A 930-nucleotide genomic window follows, 5' to 3' on the forward strand; every position below is an offset into this window, starting at 1 on the left:
TAGGTGCGGCTGGGGACGCCGGTGACGAACAGGTTCGGGTCGAACGACGGCGCCGACATCATGCACAGGATATCGCCATTGCGGACGTCCATGACCACGCAGGCCCCGGACTCGTCGCCGAACACCTCCAGCGCCCGGTTCTGCACGTCGGCGTCCAGCGTCAGGACCACGTCCTTGCCTGGCACGGCAGGTCGAGAGCCGCCGACATCCTCTGCCACGACGCGGCCGCGCGCGTCGACCTCGACCCGGTTGCCGCCGGCCTCGCCGCGCAGGTCGGTGTCCAGCGCCTTCTCCACGCCCGAGCGGCCGATGCGGAAGCCGGGGTTGAACAGCATCTGGGGCGGCTCCTCGCCCCTGTCGCGGATCGCCTTGATGTCACGATCCGAGACCTTGGCGACATAGCCAATCACATGGGCGAAGGCCCCGGTGTAGGGATAGAAGCGCGCCTCGTTCATGTCCGCCATCACGCCGGGCAGTTCGGGCGCGTACAGATTGACCTTGGCGAACTCTTCCCAGCTCAGGTCGCTCTTGACCGGCACGGGGCTGAATCGCGGTGCGGCGTTGACGTCACGGATGATGGCGCGGCGGCGGTCGATGGTGTCCGGCAGCAGCCGACCCAACAGGTCCAGCGTCTGATCCAGATCCTTGGTCTCGTCGCGCACGACGAGGACGCGGAAGCTGGGCCGGTTGCCGGCGATGGTGACCCCGTTGCGGTCCAGGATTCGGCCGCGCGGCGGCGGGACGAGGCGGAAGTTGAACTGGTTCTGGCTGGCGAGGGTCGAATACTCCTGCGCCTGCACGACCTGAAGCTGGGCCAGTCGGATGGTCAGGGCCGTAACGCCCAGCGCCGTCAGCCCGCCGACCACGAAAGTACGGCGCAGGAACGAGCCCTGGCGCTCGTTCACATCGGCAAAGAAGATCGAAGGTTCG

Annotated in this window: 1 pseudogene; it reads right to left on the bottom strand. The window is 67.5% G+C overall.

The features are described 5' to 3' along the window. Positions 1 to 930 (bottom strand): annotated as a pseudogene (locus tag ACP7AU_RS17715) (penicillin-binding protein 2); the annotation flags it as partial.

Origin of the sequence: Brevundimonas sp. SL161 (assembly GCF_049896985.1) — a bacterium.
Taxonomy (GTDB): domain Bacteria; phylum Pseudomonadota; class Alphaproteobacteria; order Caulobacterales; family Caulobacteraceae; genus Brevundimonas.